The organism is Alcanivorax sp. 1008 (assembly GCF_020667895.1).
GTDB lineage: Bacteria > Pseudomonadota > Gammaproteobacteria > Pseudomonadales > Alcanivoracaceae > PGZG01.
On the sequence record NZ_JAFMPS010000005.1, the window covers coordinates 109298 to 129521 of the forward strand.

At 55.0% G+C, this 20224-nt stretch carries 27 protein-coding genes; 11 read left to right on the forward strand and 16 right to left on the reverse strand.

The window, feature by feature from the left end; translation table 11 throughout:
• Positions 1-450 precede the first annotated feature (450 nt).
• The 6 genes from J1C54_RS08210 to J1C54_RS08235 form a co-directional block, all read right to left on the reverse strand.
• Complete coding sequence (locus J1C54_RS08210) at positions 451-717, reverse strand: DNA-binding transcriptional regulator (protein WP_229146314.1); 267 nt, start codon at positions 715-717, stop codon at positions 451-453.
• A 72-nt stretch (positions 718-789) separates the two neighbouring features.
• A complete protein-coding gene (locus J1C54_RS08215) occupies positions 790-1200 on the reverse strand; it encodes a hypothetical protein (RefSeq protein ID WP_229146315.1) in 411 nt (136 codons plus the stop codon).
• Between the two features lie 10 nt (positions 1201-1210).
• Entirely contained in the window at positions 1211-1420 is a 210-nt protein-coding gene (locus tag J1C54_RS08220; protein WP_229146316.1) for a hypothetical protein, read from the reverse strand.
• Complete coding sequence (locus tag J1C54_RS08225) at positions 1417-2583, reverse strand: hypothetical protein (protein WP_229146317.1); 1167 nt, start codon at positions 2581-2583, stop codon at positions 1417-1419. Before J1C54_RS08225 ends, J1C54_RS08220 begins: the two co-directional genes overlap by 4 nt.
• Complete coding sequence (locus J1C54_RS08230) at positions 2580-4193, reverse strand: class I SAM-dependent methyltransferase (protein ID WP_229146318.1); 1614 nt, start codon at positions 4191-4193, stop codon at positions 2580-2582. Before J1C54_RS08230 ends, J1C54_RS08225 begins: the two co-directional genes overlap by 4 nt.
• Positions 4193-4690, reverse strand: coding sequence for a hypothetical protein (locus tag J1C54_RS08235; RefSeq protein ID WP_229146319.1), 498 nt, complete (start codon positions 4688-4690; stop codon positions 4193-4195). Before J1C54_RS08235 ends, J1C54_RS08230 begins: the two co-directional genes overlap by 1 nt.
• 103 nt (positions 4691-4793) lie before the next feature.
• On the opposite strand from J1C54_RS08235, the gene J1C54_RS08240 reads away from it, so the two are divergent.
• The 4 genes from J1C54_RS08240 to J1C54_RS08250 all read left to right on the forward strand — a co-directional run bounded on the left by J1C54_RS08240 (position 4794) and on the right by J1C54_RS08250 (position 7279).
• A complete protein-coding gene (locus J1C54_RS08240) occupies positions 4794-5375 on the forward strand; it encodes an antitoxin Xre/MbcA/ParS toxin-binding domain-containing protein (protein WP_229146320.1) in 582 nt (193 codons plus the stop codon).
• Position 5376: 1 nt separating this feature from the next.
• Positions 5377-5841, forward strand: coding sequence for an RES family NAD+ phosphorylase (locus tag J1C54_RS16720; RefSeq protein ID WP_370635626.1), 465 nt, complete (start codon positions 5377-5379; stop codon positions 5839-5841).
• A gap of 76 nt (positions 5842-5917) precedes the next feature.
• Complete coding sequence (locus tag J1C54_RS08245) at positions 5918-6484, forward strand: hypothetical protein (RefSeq protein ID WP_229146321.1); 567 nt, start codon at positions 5918-5920, stop codon at positions 6482-6484.
• A gap of 315 nt (positions 6485-6799) precedes the next feature.
• Positions 6800-7279, forward strand: coding sequence for a hypothetical protein (locus J1C54_RS08250; RefSeq protein ID WP_229146322.1), 480 nt, complete (start codon positions 6800-6802; stop codon positions 7277-7279).
• 50 nt (positions 7280-7329) lie between these two features.
• Here J1C54_RS08250 and J1C54_RS08255 read toward each other — a convergent pair whose 3' ends face one another.
• Positions 7330-8235, reverse strand: coding sequence for a hypothetical protein (locus J1C54_RS08255; protein WP_229146323.1), 906 nt, complete (start codon positions 8233-8235; stop codon positions 7330-7332).
• 702 nt (positions 8236-8937) lie between these two features.
• Here J1C54_RS08255 and J1C54_RS08260 point away from each other — a divergent pair.
• From J1C54_RS08260 to J1C54_RS08275, 4 genes are all read left to right on the forward strand, one after another.
• The gene (locus J1C54_RS08260) at positions 8938-9372 is read left to right on the forward strand and encodes a hypothetical protein (RefSeq protein WP_229146324.1); all 435 of its coding nucleotides are present in this window, start codon (positions 8938-8940) and stop codon (positions 9370-9372) included.
• A 77-nt stretch (positions 9373-9449) separates the two neighbouring features.
• Positions 9450-9623, forward strand: coding sequence for a hypothetical protein (locus J1C54_RS08265; RefSeq protein WP_229146325.1), 174 nt, complete (start codon positions 9450-9452; stop codon positions 9621-9623).
• An 11-nt stretch (positions 9624-9634) separates the two neighbouring features.
• Positions 9635-10132, forward strand: a complete 498-nt coding sequence (locus J1C54_RS08270; protein WP_229146326.1) for a hypothetical protein — start codon at positions 9635-9637, stop codon at positions 10130-10132.
• Between the two features lie 256 nt (positions 10133-10388).
• Positions 10389-10856, forward strand: coding sequence for a DUF2846 domain-containing protein (locus tag J1C54_RS08275; protein WP_229146327.1), 468 nt, complete (start codon positions 10389-10391; stop codon positions 10854-10856).
• A gap of 1210 nt (positions 10857-12066) precedes the next feature.
• Here the strand turns inward: J1C54_RS08275 and J1C54_RS08280 are convergent.
• The 3 genes from J1C54_RS08280 to J1C54_RS08290 form a co-directional block, all read right to left on the reverse strand.
• Positions 12067-12375 (reverse strand): hypothetical protein, encoded by a 309-nt coding sequence (locus J1C54_RS08280; RefSeq protein WP_229146328.1) that lies wholly within the window; start codon positions 12373-12375, stop codon positions 12067-12069.
• A 71-nt stretch (positions 12376-12446) separates the two neighbouring features.
• Complete coding sequence (locus J1C54_RS08285) at positions 12447-12791, reverse strand: hypothetical protein (RefSeq protein ID WP_229146329.1); 345 nt, start codon at positions 12789-12791, stop codon at positions 12447-12449.
• A 61-nt stretch (positions 12792-12852) separates the two neighbouring features.
• Entirely contained in the window at positions 12853-13794 is a 942-nt protein-coding gene (locus tag J1C54_RS08290) for a hypothetical protein (protein ID WP_229146330.1), read from the reverse strand.
• A gap of 98 nt (positions 13795-13892) precedes the next feature.
• Between J1C54_RS08290 and J1C54_RS08295 the strand changes: the two genes are divergently transcribed.
• The 3 genes from J1C54_RS08295 to J1C54_RS08305 all read left to right on the forward strand — a co-directional run bounded on the left by J1C54_RS08295 (position 13893) and on the right by J1C54_RS08305 (position 16631).
• Positions 13893-14414 (forward strand): thermonuclease family protein, encoded by a 522-nt coding sequence (locus J1C54_RS08295; protein ID WP_229146331.1) that lies wholly within the window; start codon positions 13893-13895, stop codon positions 14412-14414.
• Between the two features lie 148 nt (positions 14415-14562).
• On the forward strand, positions 14563-15255 hold the full coding sequence (locus J1C54_RS08300; protein ID WP_229146332.1) for a helix-turn-helix transcriptional regulator: 693 nt from the start codon (positions 14563-14565) through the stop codon (positions 15253-15255).
• A 50-nt stretch (positions 15256-15305) separates the two neighbouring features.
• Complete coding sequence (locus tag J1C54_RS08305) at positions 15306-16631, forward strand: type II toxin-antitoxin system HipA family toxin (protein WP_229146333.1); 1326 nt, start codon at positions 15306-15308, stop codon at positions 16629-16631.
• A 100-nt stretch (positions 16632-16731) separates the two neighbouring features.
• On the opposite strand, the gene J1C54_RS08310 is transcribed toward J1C54_RS08305, so the two are convergent.
• The 6 genes from J1C54_RS08310 to J1C54_RS08335 form a co-directional block, all read right to left on the reverse strand.
• On the reverse strand, positions 16732-17196 hold the full coding sequence (locus J1C54_RS08310) for a hypothetical protein (RefSeq protein WP_229146334.1): 465 nt from the start codon (positions 17194-17196) through the stop codon (positions 16732-16734).
• Positions 17197-17237: 41 nt separating this feature from the next.
• Positions 17238-18131 carry an NYN domain-containing protein gene (locus J1C54_RS08315; protein WP_229146335.1) on the reverse strand — a complete coding sequence of 298 codons (894 nt, stop codon included), beginning with the start codon at positions 18129-18131 and terminating at the stop codon, positions 17238-17240.
• 32 nt (positions 18132-18163) lie between these two features.
• The gene (locus J1C54_RS08320) at positions 18164-18649 is read right to left on the reverse strand and encodes a DUF2059 domain-containing protein (protein WP_229146336.1); all 486 of its coding nucleotides are present in this window, start codon (positions 18647-18649) and stop codon (positions 18164-18166) included.
• Complete coding sequence (locus tag J1C54_RS08325) at positions 18646-18936, reverse strand: nucleotidyltransferase family protein (protein WP_229146337.1); 291 nt, start codon at positions 18934-18936, stop codon at positions 18646-18648. Before J1C54_RS08325 ends, J1C54_RS08320 begins: the two co-directional genes overlap by 4 nt.
• Before the next feature lie 63 nt (positions 18937-18999).
• The gene (locus J1C54_RS08330) at positions 19000-19515 is read right to left on the reverse strand and encodes a hypothetical protein (RefSeq protein WP_229146338.1); all 516 of its coding nucleotides are present in this window, start codon (positions 19513-19515) and stop codon (positions 19000-19002) included.
• A 15-nt stretch (positions 19516-19530) separates the two neighbouring features.
• Positions 19531-20172: a hypothetical protein gene (locus tag J1C54_RS08335; RefSeq protein WP_229146339.1), complete on the reverse strand. Its 642-nt coding sequence runs from the start codon at positions 20170-20172 to the stop codon at positions 19531-19533.
• Between the last annotated feature and the right edge of the window lie 52 nt (positions 20173-20224).

Sequence of the window (20224 nt, forward strand, 5' to 3'; positions counted from 1 at the left end):
CTCCACTGTCATGCCAACCCCCGATCCGGGGCGAACATTACTGTATGGCCTCCCCCACCAGCGCCGTCGCGCATGGGTCTGTGCGACACGGATGTCGTCGCGGAGAGATGTGCGCGGTGCCAGCCAATATGGTGGGAGCTCAACGGACTGCGGGGGTCACCGGATCGAGGGGGCAGCCCAAGCGGCGAGCGTTTACTAACATTGGGTTTCCAACAAGAACCTGACTTGTCCGCCAATGGGCCTTGAGTCTTGGCATGTATACACGATGTATTCGTATATCTGTCCATTAGCAATCAGTTTCATTTATGAAACTAGGCCGAATGATATGCCAGCTACTGCAGTTTCATAAATGAAACTGTGTTGCCAGCTGTCTCATATTCTTATTGTTGATGCTCTGTGGTTGCGAATCACCACCCTCACCCCACCAATGGATCGGCACCCTCATAACTTTCAGCCTGGCTGGCGGACGACCAAAACGAGCTCGGGGTGTTGACCGGTCTTCAGCAAGAAGAGCTCCCAGGCAGATGCCGGTATGGGTCTGGCCCCGGGCCCATCCGTAGCTTCATAGTTCTGCCAGGTCCGGTACCGGCTTTTCCCGGTAGCGCCGATCAGGCCTGCCGCCTCATCCTGGGAGAGACCTGCCTTTTTTCTAGCAGCGACAACATCCTCTGGTGATGGCGGATCCAGCTGGCGGACTGCTTTTTCGAGTTCGTTCATGCTGTCCTTCCCCTGGGACACCGGAGATGCCCGGTACCCGGTTTGTATTTTGCCCCTGTTGCCTACTGCCGATTACGCTACTGCAGGCTGGCCCTGGGCGTCTGCCGATCCGAAGTCATCATCCTGGCGCCGCGGCGAGCCGAGTGGTTTCAGGATGGATCGCTTGACCGGCGGGATAAAGTCGCCGAACAAGTAGAGCTCCGCCGAATCCTTGTCTTCCTGAGATGGCTTGCTCATCGCCCCACGAATCAAGGTGGCATTGTAATCATCCCCCCGGGCAAGCGCCTCATCGAGCGCGTTTTCCATTAACCAGGTCTCTACTCTCTTCATGGTCATCGAGACTGATCGGTTTGTTTTCAGCGAAACCTTTGGAAAGGGGGATGTCTGGCGGCCGGTATTGGTCATGACGACATCGCCGGATCCCAGCAGCTGTCCGACTTCACCCACTCGCGGAGCCTGGTCGATGCGTTGAGCCTTTGCCATGGGTATCTCCTTAATGAGTTTCGGTTGCGACCAGGACCGTGACTTCGCCCTGGGAGTTGGTGAATGTCATCTCGGCAAATCCTTGCATATCAGCCAGGACGATGAGCGTGCCGACCGCCAACCTGGTGGCCTCATCCAGGCCATGGCGCATACTAAATTGCACGATGAGCTGATGAAGTTGATCGCGCTCCTGCTCCATTGCCTCGGTATCGGTGCTCATAATGATGCCCACATGCTGAAAGTCGGCGCTGCGTCGGCAGCCTCAAGCAGGGCATCATTCGCCCCCTGGTAATCGAGCTCCATGTAATAGAAGTCATCCACCAGGTCTTTGATCTCATCCTCCGACAGGCCGGCCTGGACAGCGGCCTCTACCGCCGCCGGATCCAGCATGTCGTACCGGTTGGCCAGGGCCATCAGCGGATGATCAATGGCGTTGTTGGCCTGGAAGAACGCATAGGAAAAGCCTGGTGGCGTGGCGGACCGGGCATTCTTTGTCGCGATCGAGCTACCGCCGTAAAGGGTGTGCATCTTGGAACCGGCGGTCGCTTCACAGGGCGCCACCGGCAGGTCGGCGTTGAACCGGCCCCAGATCAAGGTCTTTTTGGTGTAATCCTCGCCGAGGTGATGCGGATGGAAAGCCAGTCGCCAAGGCGGCAAGCCACACAGTTTCTCAATGCGACCGACAGGGTTTTCGATCGCCCAGATGGCCGGCTTGAAGTACTCAATGGCCGCCAGCGTTTTATGCACCAGACGAATCGACTTGAGCGTGCGACCGTCGGCATCCTTGGCAGCGAAGTGCCGGGCGCCGGCGCTGGAAAAGTCAGTGCACGGGCAAGCAGCAAGAATGGCGTAAATCTCCTTGCCTTCGAAATCACCGAACCAGTCAGAGAAGAAATCGACACAAAAAGCGTTGACGTCACCGACGTCCTCATCGCGCTGGATGTCGAAGCGCCAGACCTCGTAGCCGGCTTCTTCCCACGGCCGGGACCACTCACCGGTGTAGTCGAAGAAGGACAGCACGACCCGATTCCCATTCTCGGACCAATTGTCCCTGCCCTGCTCTGCCGCCTGCTCCTGCCACTGCTCGATGCGCGCCCGGGCCTGTGCCGGCGTCATCCAGCCGTTGGATTCGACCTGCTGGCGGACCTTGTCTGCCAGACGCACTACCTTTTCTGCAGCTGGCGGATCAAACACCCGGGTAACCTCGCTGTTGGCGAAGAGCGGGCCGGCGGCGGCAAAGCGCTCGACCATCGCCTTCATCTCCTGCGGCGACAGGCCCGCCAGATCACCCAGGTCTGCGGCGTGCTCCGGCGCCGTGGCCACGCCCGCATTGATGTTCTGGAATGTCAGTGGCAGTTGGGCGATCGCGTCCAGCATCATCATGACTCCTGCTTGTCTGCCGTCAGAATGACCACCTGCACACCGGTGCCTTCGAACTGATCCACCAGCATTTCAGACCAGTCGCAGTCAAATCCCGGCAGCAGGTCGTCCTTGCCCCGGGCCGTTCCGGGGAGGATGGCCACCAGCCGCCCGCCGGGCACCACCATGCTGGCGGCATGCTGCAAGTGGTGCTTCCAGGTTGCACCGTCAAACGGCGGATTCATGACCACCCGGTGATATTGCCCACCCTGCAGCGTAAGAAAGTCCGCTTTGGTGACCTGGTAACCCTTCGCTTCGAGCACCTTGGCATGCAGGTGGCTGGCCTCAACACACACCGTCTGCTCCTTGGGCATCAAGTCCGCCAGCCCGCCGGTACCGGCGCTCGGCTCCAGGCACCGATGGTGATCACGGATGTCAGCAAGGTCGATGACTCGCTCTGCCAGTGCCACCGGCGTCGGGTAGAACTGGCAGGCCTTTTCATCCGGCACGCAGCCAGAGCAAACGATTTCGTTAATGATCGATTCAGGGTCGTACTCGAAGACATACGTGCGCGGCCCACACTCCACGCCACCGATGCGCCGAAGAACCGACTCAGCCTCAGCCATAGTCGACTTACTCAAATCCCGGAAAGGCATCTCCACGGCATTCTCGATGGGAGTGCGCGTTACCCGATCCATGTGATCACGCTCGCGGTGATACGCCGGCTTCAACTCGGCAAGCAGGCCAATGACCTCAAAAGAAAGAGGTCGGCGGATCTCCGCCCATTCCTTGGTACGCTTGGTCTTGACCGGCTTGCGGCAAAGAGCCTCGGGAATGGCTGCGGGATACAAGTTGGCCAAAATGGCATTGAGGCGCCACGCCATGTCTGGATGAATCTCCAGATGCGCGGTACCGACTTTGTAGACCCGGACCTTCAGCGCGCCGCCATCGAGCACCATCCACTTACCGGTTTCGGCAAGCGCGGCCCGAAGCGCCTGGGCGCTGCTGTAATGAGGCGGCATCTCACGGCCCATGAACCTGGCAATGACACAGCGCAGGTCATTGATGTAGCCCGCCCGGCGGCTATCGATATACCCCAGAGAGTCAACCGCGTACTGAATGATCATCCGCTTGCTGAAAGCCTGGGGGTGGTTAGTCACATGACTACGGGACAGTGACTTGAAAATTCCATCGACCCGCTCGGCCAGGAACTGCTCCCGGGACAACAGCAGGTCCTGCAGCGTCGCCCGCACCGTGTCCTCCTCGAATTCAGGAGTTTTCATCGACCGTACAAGATCGTTCCAGTCGTCACGCCGAGCCTGCGGCATCAGGTCATAGACGTCAGTCAGCGCCAACGCCTTGCTCCAGTAGGCAGCATTCAGTGCGCGCAGCGCCCCATCGAGCTGGAAAATGCTGCCTGGAGACGGCCGGTAAGGCATGTCAGAGGCGTTGCCATCGAGAAAGTACCCCAACACGGAAGATCCGGAGATGGTCTCAGACACTTGCTCAATCTCGGCACGGGCGCCGCGATAACTGGCCACCAATCGGTCTACCAGGTCGAAGGACACCGGCGCAAAGAAATCTTGCACAATCTCAACGCGCTCAGCACCGGCAATATCAACTGCAGCACCCATTAGTTAATCCCCTTGTGTGGTCCATCCAGCGCGACAAACACGCCGTGCGAAAAGTTATGGTCATCTCGAACCGTCATGGACAAGCCGAGCAGTCTGGTGTGATCCCAGAGCAGCGTCAGCCCGCCCAGCGGCTCGCCGCCGTGATCATTGCGGTACTTCAGATCGGTGAGGCTAAGGCCGAGCCGGTTGCCCGAGACCCCGTCGATAAGGGCCTGCATGCGGGGAGAGATCGCCTGGGCGGCGTCCAGCTCGTCCTGCCGGCGAACATGCACCACAGGGCCGCGAGCAGCGGCCTCCAGCGCCAGCTGCGAAACAAGTCCGCGAGCGACCTTCAGTGCCAGGCGCGCATCAACGCCGGTGCAGATGCGGAGGAGCTCGCGGATCCGGCCATCGGGCAAAGTGCCGGTGCGATCAAGCTCCACCAGCTCCTGAGCACAGCTCGAGAGGTTCGCTCTGGCGAAGGCCTCCGCGTGCTGCATGGTCGTCATCGCATCCATTGCCACCCCCTTGCCTACACTCATTGGGTGTATTAAATAGCTGCCGCCATAGTTTGTCAAATGAAAAATTGAGGAATATCATTTGAAGCACCACGGAGGACGTATGACCAAACCTGAAAACCACCCTGGCCGCCAAGCCCAGAGGGAAAAGCCCCTGCAAGCTCTCTTGGACCCACAGAAAAACGCCGAAGTACTGGTGTGGAAGAAGGGGTCCTCACGGCATGGCGGCAATCAATTCTTTCTGAAGTACACAACCGCCAAGGGGAGACATACAGGCAACTTTCAGCAGATCGTGCGGAGCTTTGAGAATATCGATTACACCAAGCGCATCAGCGCGATCCGGCACGGGTTCCCGGCAAAAATGATCGGAGAGACCGCCTATCTGTTCGAAATCAAAAAGGGTGACATCTGCAAGACGCTTGGGCTGTCGAACGCAACTCTTAGTCGGAAGGTCGAAAAGGACGACCCATTGCCCGCCGATGTGTCCGAGCGGTTAGACCGTCTTTATGAAATCACCGCGACAGCGACACGCATTTTGGGAAGCGAGCGCAATGCAAAAGAATGGGTGCGCACACCCAACCAGGCGTTGGGCAACAAGGCGCCTATCGAGATGATCGGGACGGGCATCGAGGGAGACCAGATAAAGGCTGTGCTCGCCGCAATCGAATACGGCGGAGCCGTCTGACTTGATAGTCTGGCGCATATCAAGCCCTCACCGTGCAACTGATTTATCCGGGCAAGGCGCAGCACTCTACGGTGGCCGGTGGAATCACCCAGGCCTCCCAGCGCTTTATACAGGAACGACACCCTCTGTCGCCGCGCTCGAGAGCCTGGTTCATACAAACTCGACACTGCCGGATCCTATACCGCTGGTCGCCATAAAGCTGCTGCTGCCCGATGATACAGAATTGTATTGGCAGCCAGCTCACAGCGAGCTGCCGGATGGCTGGAGCGAGAAGCCTCCCGGTCAATCTGTTAGAGAGTTTGGCTCGGCGTTCCTTAGGGCCAATGACAGGCTCGGATTGATAGTCCCGTCTGCAGTCATGCCCCTGGACAACAATATAATTCTGAATCCAAACCATCCGATGGTCAGAGACGTAAGAATCATAGAAACATACGACTACAAACACGATTCGCGCATCTATGGATAGCGCGCCAAATATAGGAGTAACGCCAATGGGATCGGGCAAAATCGAAAGACTATTTTCGCTATACGGAAACAGTCAAATGGATTTTAGAGATGTACTGGATGAATCGGATATAGCATGGATTGGGAAGATGTACTCATGCGAGGACCAGATTGTTCTAGGCATATTTATGAACAAATCGTCACATGCTAAAACAGACCCGTTCGATGCCATAGTACTAACAAGCACCGGCATAATATATCGGGCAGATGCAAGCAGAAGGCCAGTCAAATTTCGTCCATGGGAAGATATAAAAGAGCTTCTTGCAGAGGGGAAACCTCACAGCATCCTTGGCTGGATAACGCTATCGAATAAAGAAACGTTGTTCGTGGGACGAAATGCAGATGAGATGTTTAACTTCCTTTGCAAGCTATCTGCGGAGATGACAGAGAGCGACACGTCAGATGAAGTGAAAGCCCTTGAAAAGGTATTCGCAAGCGAAGGAATTGGACTAGAAGACAACGAGCATCTGGCTAAGCGTCATGAAAAAGCCTTCGAGGACCGACAGGTTCTAACGAATGGCTGGGATTTTTTTAAGGCGAACTGGCTGCTTCTTATTATAGGGTTCTATATGTTCGCATTCATCATCGCCGTGATAGTCAAATAGCTACAGAGAAAGGCAGACAATCTGCGTCATCGAGTGCAGGCACGACGGAAGAATCACCGGAACCAGAGATAGGAGAGTAGACGATGATTATAGCAATCCTTGCCACCAACATCCTCATTATTTTGGCAAGCATAATAGTGATGGCGCAAAACGCGGGGCTTTACAGAATGATCAGGGCGTCGCAAAACGACCAGTCATTTAGGCTTCAAACGATAGCAGGGCAACTCTCGTTTATTGACGGGAAAATACCTCCGCGAGAAATAAGGGATCGCCAGCAGTTCTAGGGAATAGCACAAAAAGGACCTGGCACAAGGAATGGCCACCACGAAAGAGAGTGAAGACATGAATAACTCACCATCGTACTGGGATTTACGCGATCGCGAATCAATGTGGGTGGAAATTACACCGTTTAGGGCGTGCAGCTCCGAGGAAACATCCGCAGAGGAAGATGAAAACTCTCATATTATCTTCCGGGCCAATGTAACAGACGTAAAAGAGGGGCATAAATTCCCCTTCAAAGACATCAATCTAACAATAAATATGGTGGGCTCAAATAACGCACCGACCGGCCAGCCAAAGTACCCGGCAGGAAACGTTATACTTGGAGAGGATCACGCGCATTTTATTTTACAGGCCAGCCCAGAAAGACTTTCGAGAATTGTATCCTGTCTGGGATTTGTGAGGACCAGGAGCGTGACGTTTTATATCGAGATGCCGCCGTTACCGGATGACAATCTACCGGTGCCACATCCAATCAACCATCATCGGTTTATTGTTACCGTAGGGAATGACTAAAACTGCATCCACCATCAACCAGAGAATACGTAAGCCGGAGGCAAAGCCACTCAAGAGCCATTCCCGCTATTTAGAAGCAGTAGAAGTCGGCTTACGTCCGCTGATGTAACAAACCCATCGGCAAAAGAAGCGCCAAGAACCTCCAGATGAGCAGACAGTTCACCCTCAGACAAGCCTAGCGCCAAAGCAAGATCATCAAAGAAAACATTGACCGGAGAAGCCTCTTCGGCGACATGGCGCAGCGGGATGTCACACGCAACAACCTTTCCCTGTGGGAGCTCAATACGAGGAATAATAAGTCGAGGATGAGAGTCTTTAGAGAGAGGGCCCTTCTCCCTATGCCCACCTCTACTCCATCTTTGGTAGCCCGCGAAAGGGTTCTCTCGTTGAGACGATAGGCCATCTACAGGGAGTGCGCCCACCTCCAGCGAAGAAGAAACCATACGCCTTACGGGCCGTCTTGTTCTCGTGAGCTCCACCGCTGCGAAGTCGGTAGTAGCCGGATCCGGCGGCAAGGACCGTCTTGTTCTTGTAAGCGCCACTGCCGCGAAGCCGGTAGTAGCCGGATCCGGCGGCAAGGACCGTCTTCTTCTCGTGAGCGCCATTTTTCCGGAGTCGGAATTGCCGGAAATTACCGGTTGAGTATCACTGAGACGAGAGGGCGCAGCTAGTGGCTTGTAAACGTTCTTGGAAACGGGGCGCGGGCGCAATTCCGATATAAGATCACGGCAGGTGTCTTCAAAATTGTCAGGCAAATGATTAACATCGAAACCCGCCTCATGGATAAGTTTATTGCGCAGCGTTGCGATGAACCGTAAGCGCCCGAGCTGACTCTCATCAAGGCGCTCCTCCACTGAGGTTGCTTTATCGTGCAACCCCCTGCCGGATGCTCCCAAGGTCGTCTCCAGCAGCCCTTCTATCTCTTTAACCAGCGCTATGCAGCCTTCAAATGTCATGATGTACTCTCCAGCAATGAGTACCAGTATCCATGGCAGCCCATCGGCCGGCAACCATCCAGGCCAAAGCCCAAAACCTCAAGGGGCGACTACAGGGCAGTCACCTGGAAAGGGGCAAAGCCCTACCTGAACATCATATTTCCTCACATATACGCTTGCTTGGACAACTTCGGCAGCATTCAAAATAGTATGGTCGCACGCCGCAACAAAAGGACGAACAATCCCACCGCTTTCAGGCCCATCAGGGTACAGATTCAGGACCATGTGCAGTCGTCCGGCGTGATCAGAGGGATCCGTATCTACCCATGCCTTGTACGATCGGGTTTTCTTTGCGTACAAACTCAGGGCAAGGGCTGTCTTGTTGGCCAGAGAAGCAGAGCCTGGCTGCCGGCGCATCTTTGCGCTGAACTTCAATACCGCCGCACTGAGCTGGTCGGCAGAGAAAGGTGTTGGTGGGAGGTCGTCAAAGGAGCTCTGCGTCACGGTGACAAGCAATGGCTGCCCGTCAGCCCGGTAGTCACAGAGATAGAAGCAGTGCGTATCGAACGGGTTGCTTTGCGTCCAAGCACTCAGACCCCAACCGCTGGCACGCAAATGGGATCTGGACACCATTTGATCGAAATTGAACCCTCCCATACAAACCCCTTGCACCTATTGCCGTAGAAAGAGAACATAAAGTCCCACGACAGAGGCCTTCTTGCAATGAAATATCTCGTAGGATGTATATTATTCGGGGCTTTACTGGCTGATAAGGCTGTTGCCAATCCAGCATGGTTTGAAGTCGACGACGAGATGGACAGGTGTGTCATATCGCCCTTCTCACCCCGCGATATCGTCATCCAACAAAACTGCATCATGGATCAGGAAGGGAGCTATCCGGAGATGGGGATCGTAAGCATTGAGTGCCCAGACCCTAACCGCCCATCGGTGCCCGTCGCCGAACTCCCCCTGGAAGACCGGGTTAGCAGGGTATTCCTGCCCAGCGCCGAGCTGTGCCTAGACTATCTCGGGCTATATAACGAGTTAGGTGAAGAAGATTTCGCCCTGGATATCGAAGAGCCGGAGGATGCGCTCGACCCCGTTGAGGATGCAGACATCATAGAGGCGGCCGAACGACTAGGTATCAGTCTTGAGTGATACTGGATCTACATGATGTGCAAGACAAAACGTCTAACAATCTTGTATGATACCCTTTTTATGGATATTGTTCAGAAATGAACGCCAATCAGCCAGACAACAAAGACTCCTTCGACTGGATCCCCACCAGCATCACCGATGTCTGGAACGATGGGTTCCATGCTCTCCAAACTGTTGAAGTCACAATAAAGGCGCCAACGAAGACCAAAGCCCTCGCCGCAACGCGGCGACGCACGGTCAAGAGCAGGTGACAGAGGCTCGAATGAGCGACCCCACGGAAAGCATACTAGACCGAGCTCAAAGGAGGCTATGGGAGTTCGAGCGCACCATTTGCCTGGCCGGCAAAACTGAATTAGACCGAAAGGTAATATCCGAATACACCTACATGCTCAACATCAAGGCAGCATACCCCCCGGTCATAATCGATGAGATGCGATACGGATACACCCCAGGTCTCAGGCCTGAAGCCTGGCAAATGCTGGCCTACTACGAATCACGATTCAATCCGCCAGCACAGCAAGCCGATATAGCCAAGGCGATGCTGGCCCGCACAAGAATGTTCGGTGCCACCCCATTTTCATTCAGCTATGAAGAGATGCATGCAATAGCGACGGAGGGCATGGAGATTCTCTGCCCAAATCCCGCGCTATTTGCGATCGAAACCTATCTTGATGAGATTAATTTCCTGGAGGGCCGTTCGTCAGCCAGAAAGGCGAAGTCAGGCTTTCTAGCGCTTGGGCCCTCCCCGCAGGTTGAGTGAACGACTACGGCTTCCCCCTATTGCCGTTGGCCTGGTGTTGGGCTCTCCCCGATTTCAGGGGCGCAGCAGGGGGGATACGGTTGTGATGCCCTTCTGTGTTGGGGAGCATCAACGAGAGGTTGAGCAACCCTTCCAGTGTTAATGGAATCCCATGTCGTGATGGGGCCACACAATAATGTGGGGTATAGAAGAATCTGGCGGGGCCATCACTGCGACGTCGGAGATATAAATCAAATCAAAACCACCAGGAGTTACTATGTACAAGAAAATTGCGGCGGTAGGTGTAGTGTTGTCATTGTTTGCCGGTTGCGCTTCCGTTCCGATGGAAAGCCCAGAGGCATCTGCCGTGGCTAAAACCTTTAGCGCCCCGGCGCCGGGGACTGCGGGGCTGTACATTTATCGTGCGGCCGGTGTTGGGACCGCACTTAAGAAAGATGTATGGGTTGATGGCAAATGTATCGGGGAGACGGCCCCTAATATGTTTTTCTACGAGGAGGTTGAGGGAGATCAGAAATACAAGATCTCGACTGAATCGGAGTTTGGCAATAACGACCTGATAGTCCAGACCCAAAGTGGCCGGAATTATTACATCAAGCAATATATCAAGATGGGGCTTTTCGTAGGCGGGGCCAACCTTAAGCTGATGAGCGAACAGTCCGGCAAAGAAGCGATATCAAAGTTGGAACTTGCTAAAAAGGGCGTGTGTAGCAAGCGATACCGGTAACCCTGCAAGGTGATCTATGGTGCTGCGTCGCTACGCGGCGCCCGGCGATGGGGTGCAGTGCACCCCTATCGTGAACCGGAGTAAAGCCATTCTCGTGGCGCCTGCAGCCTAACGTAATAGCTAAACGCCCTTTCAGACTCCATAGCTTGCCGCGGTATTGTGCCGAGCTGTATCCGAAGCGCCACCATATTCCCCTCTCGATAGAACGCCTCGAGTGCCCGATCTGGCCCGGGGTGGAATGCGAAGACAACACGTAGGGAGTGTGAAACATTGAAAAAGCAGAACACATCCGCCGTCCGCACTTTATCCCCTACCCTGTCATCCTTATCGAAAATACCGACCCCGCAAAGCAATTCGATTTTGTCGCAGCCTGCCCAGGATGGGTCCACCGACGTGAAAGGAACCGCAATGGATGCATCGTCGCCGCGCAGGGAGATGACTCTCTGTGCGGCTCGCCGAAGGTCAGATCGTGTGGGATTAGGCCGCCTGGCATCATTAATCACCGCCAGCCTCATCGCATCATTAATCTGTGAGTAGAGAGAGCAGGAAATCCACCTGCGCGGGGCACTCTCTATCACGTAACGGGAAAATGGGACCGAGCCCTCCATGAGCTCGGGCGGAACATCACTGAGATCAATCTCAAAACATGACCGTTGAGATCTCTCGTAAAAGCGCTCCCTGGCATCATCGACGGCGTTGTGAACGAAGATCTCAACGCATAGCGATCGCCCATCACTTGTCTCGGCAATCAGGTCGGGCCTGCGCTCTTCCCCCTGAAAAGACACTGCCGGTTCTATGTCACACCTGGTAAGGCGTGCGACCTCTCCTGGAACTCGATGGGAGCGGGTGTGGGCTCTACCACTAAAGTCCGTCTGGATCTGGACGCTTTCCCAGGAGGGGACCGACAACTCCATTCGATCAGCAATGACCTGCTTTGCCCAGAGGTGTATCAGAGACTCGCCGGCACAGGTTGTCTTGGTCGAATGCCGGAAGAAAGTGGCATTACGGCGAGAGTCTCGATTTCGATTTGCTGCGGTAAGCGAGGACTGACAGTCTGGGCATATAGCGTGCGGAAAACCGTCTTCAACCTCGTCGATGTGTACGACTCGAGAGGTTCTTAGGTCAATGGCTACTTTGAAGTAATGGTGGTTCACAGAGGGGCCAGTATAAGGGGCTGCGTTTCCGCAGCCCAGGTTAAACAGGGTGGTGATCAGTCCCAGCTATACGGGTTTCGGTCATTATTGTCATTGTACCCGTCATTATCTGAATCATTGTCCAGATAGTTCGGCGTTCCATCCCGATCGTAATCACGCTGATACGGGTTCATCAGCTGCTGGCTGTTCTGTGACGGCCCGTAGTTATTACTTCTTGAGCTGTCGGGTGCAGAGCGAACATGCGGGCGCACATACGTGCCGTCGCTACGATAGTACCCATCAACATAAACATCCTGAGCTTGAACCGCGGCCGCAGCCAGAAAAGACGAGGTTACCAACAATACCGTAGCAATCCTGCGCATCATAAAAATCACCGTTCCATCAGTTAATTGAGGCAATCAGTCTAGGCTGGCAAGGAGTGCAAAACAACGGTGGGTTAATTGCAGTGGACTAAGCCATAAGCATCCGTGCGGCACGGACCACTGTTATCGGCCCGACTCGCGCCCACGGGGTCTGGGAGCGCTGTTGCGCCGTGAGCTCTACCAGCGGCACTACCGCTGGCGCCAGTGGAGTCGTCACCAATGTCCGCGACCCCACGAGGGTCGTCACGCCACACATTCCCACGATTATCGCGGGTGGTGCCTAACGCATCGGTTTGGTAGGTGGTGCCATCGCTGCAGCGAGTCTTGCCGAAGGGGTCTGCCTGGCAGGCTGGCTCTGCTGCCGCGGCACAAGAAAGAAACATTAGCGAGATCGCGGCCAGCGCAGTTGAAGGTTTCATAATGGCTCTCCGTGCCTGAAGTCTAGTAGAACAGGGAAAATATAGTATCTCAGGATGAACGTCACGCCCCGGGCGCCGGCGAGGGCTCCTCCTCATGATGATCCCAGGATTTTCGCGCGCGCTCCGCCATCTCCATTCCCGACGCCCACGAGTCTAGTTGCTGCAGCCGCAGCATCGCACCTTCATCTGGCTCCAAGTAGCCTTCTCGAGCCAAGTTCTCAATGGCCACGCGCAGCGATGCATGGGTGCCATGCCCGGAAAATCCATGGGCGTCGTAATACTGCAGTCTTACTGGCCCGCCAGCATCTGGATTGGACTCTGGCAGCACCGCAGCCCAAAGCTCAGATCGCCTCATTCGCCACTCGGTGCCAAGAAACACTCCCTGCACTGCGTGCTCCATCGCAGCCAGAATCCCTTCAAGACGAAATTCCGATAGCTGCTGAAGGGCGTCGAGATCGCCTTGCTCAAGATAATAATCAACAAGTTCGTCTAGCAGCTCACGGGCCTTATCAGGAGGAACCATCTTGGCCTGCCCACTAACGTCCTGAATCAACGCATCGACCGGGACGCCTCGCGCCTGGGCCGCATCGACAACCTCGCGCCTGAAGCCCGGAGGAAGCAGCTGCAAGTGCAAGACCAGGTGGTCGGCAGCACACAAAATGTCGTCCTCGTCGGGGGATGACAAGGCATAGATCAATTCAACATTCAGGCTGGCCCACTGGAACTCCGTATCCGGCTCAGTGCTCCCGGCATACCGCGCAGCGACGAGATCCCGGCTACTCAGGCCATAGGCATCCCAAATTCTGCCATCGGGCGCTCGGATAGCCGCGTGCATGGGCATGCCGTCCGCCTGGAGCTGGAGCAGCGGCCAACCGGTGAGCTGGTGCTGTGCCAGGGCAAAACACCAGCAATCACCGTGCGCATAGCGGTCGCAGATCGACTCGATATCCGCCTTGGACGTCTCAGAAAATAGCCCTAAAGAGCTTGCTTGCATCAAATCCATAGCGCTTCAAATCCCGTATATTGTACTATATACTGAATATATCATCTGGCAGACAGGAACGAAACACCTGCCAGCAGAACCAGAATGGAGACCTCGATATGATTAAAGCAATCTTCGCCCTGGCACCCCGGATCGTCCTGATCATGATGGCAGTGGCATCCGCCACCGCATCCGCCATGGATATGGTGGAAGGCGATGGACTGGTATATCGGGTTATTGATGGGGACACCTATATCGTCAACGTTGAAGCTCCGTCTACGTACCGAACCTTGCTGGCTACAGCGCCGCCGGGAGCTGGCAAGCACTTCAACCCCCACTACAAGAGCTTCAAAATCCGTTTGGCCAATGTAGATACGCCGGAAAGCGTTCATGTGGACGCCAGCAGGAACACGCCCGCCGGGAAAAAAGCCAGCGCCTTCGCCAAGGAACTGCTAGAAGGAAAGTTCGTGTCTTTTAAGTGCTGGACCTTTGACAAATACGGCCGAGCGATCTGCAGTGTTAGCAAGGGATCAGAAGATGTAGGCGAGACACTGATTCGTGGCGGCTTTACCAAATATGAGACCAGATGGGGCACACATCCTTATCTGCACGAAAGGTACCTCCGCGCGGCCGGGCAGTAACGGCTGATCTAAAGAGGCCCATCACCTATAATCGCTGGCGAAAACTACAACAAGACATCAAGACGGCTGGAAACCAATGAGCATCAGGGTTGCGGAGGCAAAAATGAGAATAGCTGAGAATCTGAGGGATTCTCGGACTCGCTCCCGTATGACCCAGGAAAGGATGCAAGAGCGTACTGGAATAACCAACTACTCCCGCATCGAAAACGGCATGACCACAACAGTTGGGAGATTGGCGCGCTTGCTAGAAGAGTTCGACGCACAGCGCACGCTTCTAAAGGTGGCCGACCCGGCGACTGATGCAGACGGCATTGACCGGGAGCTGGCCAATTCCAAAACACGGGCATTCATCCAGGTTGTCGGGGATGCGTGGCAGCCTGGTGAGTTTGGTGATGAGCTGATTAACGCTGTCAGGGCTAACCGGGCGGAGCGCAACTTTGGCAGCCCGCCGATTCCCAAGCGCGTCGACGGAGACCCCTCGACCAGCAACCGCACCCCGCCGCTAAAGCCGGCAACCGAAGGCGTCCTCGAGCGACTGGGCCTGCACCTTGAAGTGGCCCGGATCCGGCGAGGATTCACCGCCCGTCAATTGATCGACACCATGGCGAGTCGCGGCAACAAGATGAGTCGCAACACCCTAAGCCGCCTCGAGGCCGGAGACCCACGCACGACCATTGAGCAGCTGCTACAAGTGCTCGATGCCCTGGATCTGATTGATACAGCCTCATCTGTCGGTGCGTACGAAACGGCATTGGCCACACTAATGGCCGCGGATGAGAAAAAGACCCTCCACACCAGGTACAGGGCGCCAACGAAAAACGGAAGTGAGTTCGACTTTTAATCTGCTTCAAATATAACCGCGCCGGCATACCGGCGACAGGAGCCTTAGCAATGACCAGCACATCGAAAGAAAAAGGCGCACAAACCATTTTTGTATGGTCACGAAACCAGGAGACCGAAAAGCCCTCTTTGGTGGGGCGGCTAGTCAGCCATCCGGGTCGTGGGGCCATATTCAACTACAGCAAATCGTTTCTGCAGTCAGAGGATCCCTTTGCCCTGGATCCCGTCCACATTCCTGCACGCGCCGGCAACCACACAACCTACGACCCAAGCGGATTGTTTTCTGTTCTGAATGATGCAGGCCCTGGTGACTGGGGAAAAAAGGTGCTTCGGGAGCTTGTCCGCGATGAACCAACGGACACGGAAGCCGAGCTGCTGCTGGCGGCAAACGGCGAGGGAGTTGGCCAGCTGCTGTTCTCCGGCAATCCAGAGCACTGTGAAGTGCCCCGCCGCCGCAATGCGGTGTCTTGCCTTGAAGATATCCAAGAGGCCGCGTGCGACATCTTTGTGGGGCGCAAACCAGAAAAAGTAACCGCTGAGGTTCGCTACGCCCTGCGCCGCGGCGCCGGCCTCGAGGGGGTTCGTCCCAAGGTCTACATCGACAATCACGAGGGCAAGCAGTGGATAGCCAAGCTCAACACTCATGCCGACAGCATCAATGTGGCTTTGATTGAGCACGCCTCCATGCGCCTTGCGGCCAAGGCAGGCATGACCGTGCCCGCGACACAGGTACAGCACATCGGCCGGTACCAGTCGTTACTGATCGAACGGTTCGATATAGATAAGGACCATAACCTCAAGCATTTTGTATCAGCGAAAACCTTAATGACTGGCTTGAAGCCCGGGGACTCGCCTGGTCCAAACGGTTACTCCTATCCAGGGATTGGTAGCACCATCGACCGGGTCACGCCTGGCCAAAGCATCAAGAAAGGCAAGGAGGAGCTATTTAGACGGGCCGCCTGGAACGTATTGATCGGCAATTATGATGACCACCTCGGCAATCACGGCATGCTTCGCGACAAGACCCATGGCTACCAAATAAGTCCGCTGTACGACGTATTGCCGACCCCTCATCTCCCGGGACAGCGCCACAGCATTGGTCTCGTGAAAGGGAGCAATTTGAGCAACATCAAGAACCTTCTCGAGTGCGGCAATAAGCTCAACATTGAGAAAGATAGGGTTAGTGAGCTGCTGCTAGAAGTAGTGGCGCCGATTGAAGACTGGCGAGCAGCGTATGCGTCATACGGTGTCTCATCCACAGACATAGATATGGTGTCAGGCGGCTTTGCCAATGTTGAGATCCTTATCGAGATGCTTGGAAGGAAGCGAGTACAAGAAATTGGTGCGGCTCTCGAAGACAAGCCGAGTTCTCCGTAAGCGCTGCCGAGCCATCCAGCACATCATGCAAGAGCCGCACATCTCCGCCATAAAAAAGGCCTCCTAAAAGGAGGCCCTTTCATTACCGCTCAAGAATAAATCACGGCTTTTCGTCGATGGAGATGCTGCCCCTCATAATCTCAGTGATTTTGACTGTGTCTGTATATTCTGTATGGCCTGAAAGAGTATCAATAACACCAAAATCCGACATTGTCTCCATCGTCGCAAGTCGCCCGACTACCTCAAACGCTTGATGAAGGACCATCGGATTGCCAATGCTGGCAGCTGCCAACTCTGTCGGACAGGCTTCAGTGAATAAATGGGTAACAAGTTGCCCCACCGCCCGATCGCTCTCCTCGATATTCTCTGCCGAAATTTTCACAAAAGGCGCAAGCACAGGGTGCTGAGCCTGTGCAAAGAACATCCACCGGGAAAGCGTCTTGCGATCCTTACCGGTCAGCGCATCGCTCAGACAAACGCTGAGGTCCTCAGACGGAGGTCCCGCGTGCAAAGAAGTGGAAAGCACGTAGGCGAGAAATAAACATGCAGCTCTTAACATGGTCATTGCGTATTGCTCCTTGGCAGGCGGGGTAGTTGTAAAATTGATTAGGGAGAAGGCTTTGTTCGCTCATCATGGTGCCGGCCAGGCTGAAGAGCCGCTGGCTGGATGTGAACACCCTTGGGTGCGTATGTCACAGTGACATTCTTTGCGCGCTGAGCCTTGCCGGCTGATTCCGGCGGGGTGATCTCAAACTCAAAAACCATATCCCGGTTAGGAAGGCATGAAGGATTAAATCCTAAGTCGGAGTAATGACAAAAAACCGACACCCACGCAGTCCCTCCGGAGCGTTGTTGCTCCCAAGTCCCAGATTGAATCGATGGCATATATTGGAAAAAGCCGTAGCCTTTGTCCGTATTCCAGGTCAGGAGTCTGCCGCAAACGCGAGACCCTATGCTCCCCCATTGCGCAGCATCAGTGGAGCCCTTTGCGCTGGCAGGGGCCGGAAGAAGGTGTGGCACAAGATAGCCATTAGTAAAGACGTCCGCCGCCTCACCTAGATCGCGAGAATAATTCTGAAACGCCATCACCTCAACCCGAGACCCACGATCCTGAAGGGCACTAACCAGTCGTACAAAATCGCCGTCGCCTGTCAGCAACAAAACGTAGTCGAGCTTGTCCGACTGCATGAGAACATCCACCGCCATATCAAGATCGGCATTAGACTTAACAACTTCTATGCCATCTTCGCCTCGATACCGCTTCACCGGCTTCACCACGACCTTGTAACCATACTGCCTGGCCGCGCCCATATAGCCCCGCATCTTCTCATCATAGACACTGTCGGCCTCGCAGCGCTGAAGATCCAGTGCCAAGTAGATATTCAGGCGCATGGCCTGGCCGCCGTCTCGGCATGCCCAGTGTCGGAGCTGGTCATAACGCAACCCAAAACCACCGTTCATTGCGATATTAGAGCTATCGATGTAAACGCCTACATTCATAAAGCCACCTAAAATATGTTGTCAGCAAAGGCCTATTGCAGCCGCGGAAATGCCTCGCTAATCGCTCGGTTAATCTCTGCTGTTAGAGCCGGCCCGACATCCGCCATGTAGTCCCCGTATTTAGACATCGCCGACTTCCCAGCAGGAGATCCGTAGAAGTCAGCGAGGGCGTTTATCTCATCAAGGGTAAAGTGCTTGATCATCGCTTCTCGGGTAAGGTTTTCAAGAAGAGTAAGGTCAACCTCGCCCATAACCTTTTCGAAGTTCCGCTTTTCATGAGTAGACATTGATGCAGACAATTTATCGGCCATGGAGATCCAAAGACCTTCTACCGGCGCAGCCTCGAAATACCGGTTAGCTGCCTCTAACTTGTCGTCATAACTGTCGTCGGCCGCGTGGGCGGCATTGACCAAAAAGAAACTAGCTACCAAAACGAATGCTTTCACCATGATCTGGATCTCATAAAAAGCGTTGCTGGATTTAAGAGTGGTTTTAGTGCATGAGCCGGGGCGTGTCATACAGGGAGAGCCTCCGCAAGAACCACAGCCCGAAAACTATCCGGTAAGGCGCAGGGCGTCAGGACATCCACCGGCACCCCAAGCAGCTCGCTGAGTTTGTGCATAATAGCGCCGATGTCAAATAGTGTTGTCTCCGGCGTGGGATCGATGAGGATGTCCAAGTCGCTGCCGTCGGCATCCTGGCCACGCAGCACCGAGCCGAATATCCGCGGATTGCGCGCATGGTGAGACTCGACAATATACCGGATAGTCTCGCGGTTGGCGTCAAAGACATCATAGAGCTTCATACTTCTCCTTCCGAACACAGCACTTCGGTTGATCGATAACGACGTACGGCAAAAAGAAAGGCATCAGACCTCGCTAACCGGCGATGATAAAGGCAGCAGAATATCCTCCGGCCAACCGCTAAACCCGCCTTCGCCGTGAACAATAATCCAGGGCCGGAATATATCGCCTGAAACGCCCGCAAAAGGCTCTGGGTACAAGCGAAGGTCAACGGTATAGAGGACCTCCGCCGGCGGTGATATTTCGTCGGCAGCACGCAGTACAAAAAGGTTCTTCAGACTATCGGATTTCTGGTCCAGCGCGCCTTCGGAAAAGTGCGCATCATACTCAAGAAGGCTTTCCATTGCCGGCAACAGCATGCCTTGGAGAAGTGCTGAAAGGCCGTGCGTATCTGTATAACGAAATTGTGTTTGCGTCTGGCGCTGAACAAGCTCTAATCCTCCAGTACCGGAAACAATCCCGGAACATACGTCCGCCAGCAGCAAACCAAGAGAGGCGATATCACCCCTCTCACGCACGCCAATATCAACGGCATAGCCTGGGTCCAGTGGTAGGCAGCGTATAACGGCAGAAAAAAACACGGCCATCCCCTTCCCTTATGGTTGATTAGAAGCCATTGCTGCCCGTGCTTCGGCGCGCGCAATCATAATGGGCTCGATCGCAAACGCTGCGCAGCGGACCAAGCTCGCCGCATGATTACGTGAGCTTCTCAAGGCCTGATCTAATGGTGCGCGAGAGGATGTTCGGATGGACTCGGAAATGCCTGCGACAAAACTCTCGTTCAGCGCGATGCGCTGCTCGGCAATATCCTTCAGGTTTGCCCGAAATTGGTCGACGTCCGCTTGAGAATATTCACTGCTCGACAGATCCTCAATGGCAGTCAACGCAATCATTTCCTGCTCGATGCATCGCTGGGCCAGGGACTGGAACTCATCAGTAGAGTAATAATCGGCACACTGCGCGGCGGCATCCACCAAACCAGCTCTTCCCTCCGCCGCCACCTCCTCAAGAAACTCGCGAAGCCGGGCCGGGGAATCAATGAGGTCTGCTACAGCCGTCATCGACTCAAGAAGCATCTGTTGAGACCGCGCGCCAGCGATCAGAACCTGCTCTGCAGAGAGTATGCGTGGCTCAGAGATCTGGGTCATGGCGTTGCGAAACTGCGGTGGCTCTTGGGCAAAGGACGTGCCCGATTGAAGCGCCACCGCCACCGCGATCCCCAAGAACGCTCGTTTCATTGTAGTCCCCCCTCATGCCGGATCGGATATGCTGGAAATGGTAAGCAGTGCT